Origin of the sequence: Micromonospora sp. CPCC 206061 (assembly GCF_036906915.1) — a bacterium.
GTDB lineage: Bacteria > Actinomycetota > Actinomycetes > Mycobacteriales > Micromonosporaceae > Phytohabitans.
Map to the genome: position 1 here is coordinate 75,476 of NZ_JBAKHX010000034.1, position 7,056 is coordinate 82,531.

General features: G+C 69.1%; 9 protein-coding genes. 7 read left to right on the forward strand and 2 right to left on the reverse strand.

What is annotated here, in order from left to right; genetic code table 11:
- The first annotated feature begins 64 nt into the window (after positions 1-64).
- Positions 65-547 (forward strand): flavin reductase family protein, encoded by a 483-nt coding sequence (locus V6V89_RS22615; RefSeq protein WP_334621232.1) that lies wholly within the window; start codon positions 65-67, stop codon positions 545-547.
- Between the two features lie 10 nt (positions 548-557).
- On the opposite strand, the gene V6V89_RS22620 is transcribed toward V6V89_RS22615, so the two are convergent.
- Entirely contained in the window at positions 558-1,067 is a 510-nt protein-coding gene (locus tag V6V89_RS22620) for a DinB family protein (RefSeq protein WP_334621233.1), read from the reverse strand.
- A gap of 115 nt (positions 1,068-1,182) precedes the next feature.
- On the opposite strand from V6V89_RS22620, the gene V6V89_RS22625 reads away from it, so the two are divergent.
- From V6V89_RS22625 to V6V89_RS22635, 3 genes are read left to right on the forward strand one after another with little or no spacing between them, the layout of a single operon-like run.
- Positions 1,183-1,539 carry a PadR family transcriptional regulator gene (locus tag V6V89_RS22625; protein ID WP_334621234.1) on the forward strand — a complete coding sequence of 119 codons (357 nt, stop codon included), beginning with the start codon at positions 1,183-1,185 and terminating at the stop codon, positions 1,537-1,539.
- Positions 1,536-3,653, forward strand: coding sequence for a hypothetical protein (locus V6V89_RS22630; protein WP_334621235.1), 2,118 nt, complete (start codon positions 1,536-1,538; stop codon positions 3,651-3,653). The genes V6V89_RS22625 and V6V89_RS22630 overlap by 4 nt, the downstream gene beginning before the upstream one ends.
- Positions 3,646-4,806, forward strand: a complete 1,161-nt coding sequence (locus V6V89_RS22635; RefSeq protein ID WP_334621236.1) for an epoxide hydrolase family protein — start codon at positions 3,646-3,648, stop codon at positions 4,804-4,806. Before V6V89_RS22630 ends, V6V89_RS22635 begins: the two co-directional genes overlap by 8 nt.
- A gap of 200 nt (positions 4,807-5,006) precedes the next feature.
- Here the strand turns inward: V6V89_RS22635 and V6V89_RS22640 are convergent, their stop codons facing one another.
- On the reverse strand, positions 5,007-5,309 hold the full coding sequence (locus V6V89_RS22640; RefSeq protein WP_334621237.1) for a helix-turn-helix transcriptional regulator: 303 nt from the start codon (positions 5,307-5,309) through the stop codon (positions 5,007-5,009).
- Between the two features lie 66 nt (positions 5,310-5,375).
- Between V6V89_RS22640 and map the strand changes: the two genes are divergently transcribed.
- From map to V6V89_RS22655, 3 genes are all read left to right on the forward strand, one after another.
- Positions 5,376-6,158, forward strand: coding sequence for a type I methionyl aminopeptidase (map, locus tag V6V89_RS22645; protein WP_334621238.1), 783 nt, complete (start codon positions 5,376-5,378; stop codon positions 6,156-6,158).
- A gap of 91 nt (positions 6,159-6,249) precedes the next feature.
- Positions 6,250-6,597, forward strand: coding sequence for a hypothetical protein (locus V6V89_RS22650; RefSeq protein ID WP_334621239.1), 348 nt, complete (start codon positions 6,250-6,252; stop codon positions 6,595-6,597).
- A complete protein-coding gene (locus tag V6V89_RS22655; protein WP_334621240.1) occupies positions 6,594-6,983 on the forward strand; it encodes a MerR family DNA-binding transcriptional regulator in 390 nt (129 codons plus the stop codon). The genes V6V89_RS22650 and V6V89_RS22655 overlap by 4 nt, the downstream gene beginning before the upstream one ends.
- Positions 6,984-7,056: the final 73 nt, after the last annotated feature.

Below are 7,056 nucleotides of genomic sequence, written 5' to 3' on the forward strand. Positions count from 1 at the left end.
TCATCTCGTCGCGGGGTACGACTTTGACGCGCTTGCGACCGTGTGGCCGGCCGAGATCGATCTCGTGCCGGTCCAGCCTTTTCCAGCCGGAAAGGCCGCCTTTCGCCGCTATCCGACGGGCGTCGCGCTCATCAGCGCGGCCGGACCGGACGGGCCGGTGGGGCTGACCGCGTCCAGCGTCGCGTCGGTGTCGCTCGCGCCACCGGCGTTGTCCTTCTCGGTTTCGAAGAGTCGGTCGGCCCGGGCCATCCTCGAAGCGTCAAGCTTCGTCGTCCACCTCCTGGGGTCGAAGCACGCGCGGCTGGCACGGCACTTCTCCCGCCCGGACGGACCGCGTTTCACCCCCGAACAGGGATGGAGCACCCTGCCCTCAGGAGAGCCGATCCTCCGCGGCGCGGTCGCCGCACTGCGTGGCAGGCCGCTGCACCTGGTGCGGGTCGGCGACGCGACGCTCATCGTCGCCGAGGTGATCGAGGTCTTCCACGGACCGGACAGCGGTCGACTCGTCTACCACGACAGGAACTTCGTCACGTCGCCAGGCCAGTGACACTGCGGACCTACTCGCCGACCGGACCGCCGGCGAGCTCGGCCACGATGTCGAGGTGTCCGAGATGGCGGGCGTACTCCTGTAGAAGGTGAAAAAGTACCCGTTCCAGCGGTGGTGGCTGCGCGCCTTCCCACCGCGGCCCGGGAACGCCAACCGCGGCGAGGTCGCTACCGGCAACGACAGCACTGGTATGCGTCCCCTGCGCCCGCAACGCAGCCACCAAATCATCCCGGGTCTCTTCCGGCGCGACGTACCACCGGTCCTCGCGTCGATCCCCCCACGGCTGGTCGACCTCGCGCCCTTGAAACCCCCATTCGATCCAGCGCAGCTCGACATACCGCAGATGCTTGAGCAGTTCAAGCGGAGTCCACCCCGACGGCAACCGGCTGCTGCGTAGCTCGGCATCGGGCAGCGCGGACACCTTCGACACCACGGAGTCACGGAAGAAGTCGAGATACCGCAGGAACACCTCAGCGCGCCCTGCAGCCGGATCCATCGGCGAGGGGAACGACATCGTCATCTCATCATTTTCAGGCTTCGCGTAGGACGGTGTTGGCGGCCGGCAGGATCACCCCGCCGTCGGCCATCGGCCCCCTATGTAGATATCCGGCTATGCCCTATGTAGAGTACCGAGAATGGCGTCAGACGTGCGTGTGACCGCCGCAGTGGCGAAGGTGTTGGCCGTCCTGCTCGCCGATCCGGACACGGATCGATACGGCCTGGACCTGATGCGAGCCACCGGCCACCCGAGCGGCACCCTCTATCCGATCCTGCTGCGCCTGCAGCGGGCCGGCTGGGTGTCCGCGCACTGGGAGGAAATCGACCCGGTGGTGGCCGGGCGACCCCCTCGGCGCTACTACCGGCTGACTCCGGACGGCACTGTGGCCGCGCGCACGGCGGTGGCGGCCCTCTACGAAAGCTTGACGCGCGGATACGAGCCGAAGGGCCCGGTCACCGCGCCAACCACGACCATGTCACTGGGGTCTGCGTGAACGCCGTGGACCGGGTCGCCGTGGCGCTGCTGCGACTGGCTGCGCGACGGTGGCCCGCGGAGGTGCGGGACGAGCAGGCCCGGGAGTGGGCCGCGGAGTTGCACGCGCTGCGAAGCGATCAGACGGTGGGCAGCGAGCGGCGGGCGGTGAGGCAACTGCGGTTCGCGTTCAGCCTCGCCGCCGCCTCGCCGATCGAGGACGAAAACGGTGCGCCACGCGGCTGGCGGGAGGGGCTGCCCGAAACGGGCCGCCGGCTGCGGCCGATGCTGATACTCGTGCTCGCCGGGGTGCTGGCGGCGGGCCCGCTCAGCGGCGTCGTCCGGTCCGGTGGCGAATGGATCCTGGGCTTGCTCGGGTTTGACGTCGGATGGCCCGTCGGCGCGGCCGTCACCGTCGTAACGTCCCTACCGGTCCTGCTGATCGTCACGGTCGCGGCCTGGCGGCTGGGCGTCCGCATGCCGGTCCGGTGGGCCGGGAGCGGACGGCTCGGGCCGGCCGGATCGGCGGCCGTCGCGCCCCTTGCTCTTGCGGTGGCGTTCGCGGTGTCGGTGATGGGCCAGCACCACATCACCGACAGCGGCGGTATCGCCGCCAGCCTCGGCGTGGGTGCGCTGGCTTGGGCCTTGCTGGCCGCGGCGCTGGCGGTGGCCGTCGTGCGGCTCGCCGTTCGGGGCCGCCGGTGGCTCGCCGCGATACTGGCGATGACGGGCACACCACTGGTCGTGGAGTTGGCTACCACGGCGGCGGCGCTGCCGGGGACAGTTGGCGGCGGCAGGGGTCCGTTGACCGCGTTGCTCTGGGCGCCGATGCTCGTCTCCGGCCGGGCCCGGTCCCTCGAAGGCGGTTCGTGGTATCTGACACCCGACGCGCTCTCGCTGCTCAACGCCATCGACGGGTACCCGGTCGCCCTGCTTGTGCTCACCTGCCTGGCGCTCGGATACGGACTCGGCGCGGCCCGGTCGAAGCAGCATTTGTTGGATGGGCCACCCGTGTCACCGCCGGCCATCGTCCAAACGCCGTCGGTCCGGGTGCTCCCGGTGACCGCCGCGGTCATCGGTCCAGTGGCCCATCTGGCCGGCCTGCTCTCGTGGGCGTACACACTGGCGCTCCTCACGCCCGCGATGCCGATGGTGGGACACACGGCGCCGATGCCCGGCGGCGATGGCGAGCTGTACATGTGGGTGGGCGAGCTGCGCTGGGGAAGCATCACCCTGGCCGCGCTCGGCCTGCTGCTGACCGCCGCCGACCGGCGCGCCGCACCGCTCGCTGCGATCGTGCAAACGATCGGCCTGCTGGCCGCCGACGGGATCCTGGCCCGCGCGGACGCCGCCGGAGCGGGCGGACTTCGCGCCGCACTCGCCGCCGCGGCCGTGGCGGCGGCGGTCGCCTGGTGGATCGTTGGATCCCGCGACGCCATGGACGTCCTGCTCGTACGGAGGCGACTCACCTGGGCAGCTGTTACCGCCTGTTGCGGGCCGCTCCTGCTCCAGCAGGGCACGCCGGCGGTCAACCACGCGTATCTGCCGGTTGGACTCGCGGGCGTAACCGCGATCCTGGTTGCCATGTTCGCGGCGGTCGCCGGATGCGCCGCCGCGGCGGCCCGCCCCAGGCAACTGAGCGGGCCTCGGCTGGCCGCACTGATCGCCGTTCCCGGGGTGCTGCTCGGTGCCTGGGGCGCCGCGACTGGCGCCGGAGTGCCGTACGAGTTCACTATCTTCGGGATGCTTCTCACCGGCCCGCTGGCATTGGTGGTCCTCGGTGTCATCCTGGCCCGGCCGCCACGGCGCCAGTGGGCGCCCGCCGTGGTCGTGACCCTGCTGGTACTCGGCGGCCCGGTGTTGGGCATTCTGGCCGCAGGGGTGGCGCTGATGCTGTCGATGTTCGCGTCCAACATCCTCTTCGCGGTCGCCGGCAGCAGCTGGGCGGCTGACGGGATGTCCGTCCTACCCGGCGCGGTGCTTGCGGCGGTGCCGGTCGGCATCCTGGCCGCCGGGCGGCTGATCCGTCCCGCCGAGCAACCGGCGTCGGAATACCCAGCTAGGTCGTACGGACGACCTGGAGCACGCGGGCAGAACGGTACGTTGGCATCACCGAAGGGGTTGAATCTTGGTTGAGCGGGTCGCCAGCTTTCGTATCTCCGTCGACGAGGGTGTTCTTGATGATCTTCGGGATCGGCTGCGCCGGACCCGGTGGCCCGAGCCAGGGCCGGTCCAGGACTGGTCCCAGGGAGTTCCGCTCGACTATCTACGTGAGCTTTGCCGGTACTGGGCCGAGGAGTACGAGTGGCCGGTACGGCAGGAGCGCCTCAACGCCCTGCCCCAGTTCCGCACCACGATCGACGGCCTGGGTGTCCACTTCATCCACGTGCGGTCACCGCATGCCGAGGCACTCCCCCTGGTGCTCACCCACGGCTGGCCGGGCTCGGTCGTCGAATTCGTCAAGGTGATCGGGCCGCTGACAGATCCCGTGGCGCACGGTGGTGCCGCATCGGACGCTTTCCACGTGGTGTGCCCGTCCCTGCCCGGTTACGGCTTCAGTGACAAGCCTCAGCAGCCGGGCTGGACCGTCGACCGGATCGCCCGCTGCTGGAGCGAGCTGGTGAATCGGCTCGGCTACAGCCGGTACGGCGCGCAGGGGCACGACTGGGGAACCAGCATCAGCACCAGCCTCGCCCAGCAGCACCCCGACCAGGTTGTCGGTATCCACCTCGTACCCCCGCTGGCCGCACCGGATCCGGCCACCTTCGATGCGCTCACCGACGCCGAACGACGTGCGTTGGAGGATCTGCGGCGCGCCGGTGAGTGGGAGGACGGCTACTCGCTTGAACAGTCGACCCGGCCGCAGACCGTCGGTTACGGTCTGGTCGACTCGCCGGCGGCGCTGTGTGCCTGGATCATCGAGAAGTTCCGCTCCTGGAGCGACTGTGACGGTGATCTGGAGTCGGTCTTCACGCGAGACGAGCTTCTGGACAATCTCATGCTCTATTGGCTGCCGGGGACGGGAGCCTCGTCCGCCCGCCTGTACTGGGAGAGCTTCAGGCAGGTGCAGCAGCTGTTCAGAAGCGGCACCACAGACGTCGTAACGGCACCGACCGGCTGCTCGATCTTCCCGAAGGAGAACCCCAGACCGTCACGTCGGTGGGCGGAAAGGCGATTCGCCAACATCCACTACTGGAACGAGCCAACCAAGGGCGGGCATTTCGCCGCGTTCGAGCAGCCAGAACTCTTCGTTCAGGAGGTGCGGTCCTGCTTCCGCCCGCTCCGATAAGCCGGGCGCCGGATCCGCGCGGTGCGCGGCGGCCAAAATGAGGAGCTGGCTATCCTGCGCTGGTAGGCAGCCGCGTCGTCCTCCGGCTGCGGAACGGTGTGGCGATGCGGCGGACTTGGGCCGGCACGCCGCGGCCGTCGCGGCTTAGCGGCTGGCCGACTACCGCGCGGTTTCAGCACGCGACTCCTCGGGGTCGAGGCTTACGAGGCCAACCGCTCACTCGCGTTGCGAGCTGGTCTCGCGAGGGCGGCCACGCCGTCTGACTGCTTGATTTCTGACCACACCGCGTCGAGGGAAAGGCCGAGGACGTCGGCGATCGCAGCGATGGTCGGGAAGGCAGGGGTGGCTACGCGACCGGACTCGATCTTCCGAAGGGTTTCCGGTGAGACGCCTGCGTCCAGCGCGGTGTTGAGCATCGACCTCTCCCCCCTGGCGCGTCGCAGGAGGGCGCCGAGGCGCTGTCCGCGTTCCACCTCTGCGGGACTGAGTGGCAGTCTGACCATGGCTCCGATTCTAATACCGGGATAATATGGCCGGGATACTTATTGGGCGCGTGAGGAAGGCGCTGCATGATCGAGATCCTGGGCCCCACCGACCTGCTGCGTGCGAAGGACGCCGGCGCCCTGGTCGCCGACATGCTGCAGGCCCTGAAGAGCCGCAGCACAGTCGGCACAAACCTGTTGGAGATCAACCTCTGGGCCCACCACATGATCACCGAGGCCGGGGCGCAGTCCTGCTACGTCGACTATGAGCCGTCCTTCGGACGCGGGCCGTTCGGCCACTACATCTGCACGTCAGTCAACGACGCCGTGCTCCACGGGCTGCCGTACGACTACACGCTCGCCAACGGCGACCTGCTGACGCTCGACCTCGCCGTCTCCAAAGGCGGAGTCGTCGCCGACTCGGCCATCAGCTTCATCGTGGGCGACGTAAGGCCCCCGGAGAGCGTTGCGATGATCAACGCGACCGAGCGCGCGTTGAGCGCGGGGATAGCCGCGGCCGGTCCCGGAGCCCGCATCGGTGACATCTCCCATGCGATCGGCTCGGTCCTCACCGAGGCGGGATATCCGATCAACACCGAGTTCGGCGGTCATGGCGTCGGATCGACGATGCACCAGGACCCGCACGTCTCAAACACGGGGCGGCCCGGCCGCGGATACAGGCTGCGCCCTGGGTTGCTGCTGGCGTTGGAACCATGGGTCATGGCGGATACCGCCGAGCTCGTCACCGACGCCGATGGCTGGACACTCCGAAGCGCGACAGGCTGCCGGACAGCGCACAGTGAACACACGATCGCCATCACGAACGACGGAGCCGAAATTCTCACCTTGCCGAAGCAGGCGCAACCGTGAGGTGACAGCCATCCGCGCTCCCCGCTCCCAGCAGTTCACCACCCGCTGCGGAGTTGCATCCGGTACCTAGGTACGGGTTTACCGTGAAGCCATGACCGAGATCAGTGCCCCAGGGGCGTTCACACCGGACGCGTGCACGTTGCCGACCGTCGAGCGTCCGTTGCGGTTGGCGGAGTTCGACGACCTGTTCACGACCGGGGTGCGGTCGGTTCATCGGGTCGACCGGACCCGGTCGCGGCTGGAGCTGGAGCCGGATCCCCAGATCGCGGCACGAGCGGCGGATCTGGTGGTGCGGGAGACCGGGTGCTGCGGATTCTTCACCTTCACCCTGACCGCCTCGCAGGGGCAGGTACTGCTGGAGGTGGCGGTGCCGGACTCGCAGGTCGACGTCCTCGACGCCCTCACCGATCGGGCGGCCGCAGTGGGTGTCCAGCCGTGACCGGTGGGTTGCGCTCCGGGCAGGTTGCCGCTGCGGCAGGGGTAAACCTGCAAACCCTGCGCTACTACGAACGGCGCGGTCTGGTCGCCGAGCCCGAGCGCACGCTGGGCGGGCACTGGCTGTATCCGGAGCAGACCCTGGACGAGGTGGCCGACCTGCTGTCCACCGTCACGGCCGACGCCCAGATGCCGGCTTGCGGGCCCCGCGCGCAGGTGTTGGTCGTATCGAGGTGTGGACCGGGGCAGGGCGGCTCTTCGGCGTTTGGGGGGCGCCGTAGACCCTGCAGCTGGGTGGCAGCTGCACCTACCCCGGCCACTTGTCCTAAAGGGCGTACCGGCGCCGACCGGCGTTACCACCTGTCTTCTAGCCGACACCCGGCTCCGTGATGACGCGGGTGGGCTCGGTGTTGTGCCGAGCCCGCCGCTTGTGGTCGATCCGATCTATCAGCGTTGCAGTGTC

Bases quoted from the DNA above. Each gene is read 5' to 3' on its own strand.
- V6V89_RS22650 (WP_334621239.1), top strand. From the start codon at position 6,250: ATGACCGAGATCAGTGCCCCAGGGGCGTTCACACCGGACGCGTGCACG.
- V6V89_RS22640 (WP_334621237.1), bottom strand. From the start codon at position 5,309: ATGGTCAGACTGCCACTCAGTCCCGCAGAGGTGGAACGCGGACAGCGC.
- V6V89_RS22625 (WP_334621234.1), top strand. From the start codon at position 1,183: ATGGCGTCAGACGTGCGTGTGACCGCCGCAGTGGCGAAGGTGTTGGCC.
- V6V89_RS22620 (WP_334621233.1), bottom strand. From the start codon at position 1,067: ATGACGATGTCGTTCCCCTCGCCGATGGATCCGGCTGCAGGGCGCGCT.
- map (WP_334621238.1), top strand. From the start codon at position 5,376: ATGATCGAGATCCTGGGCCCCACCGACCTGCTGCGTGCGAAGGACGCC.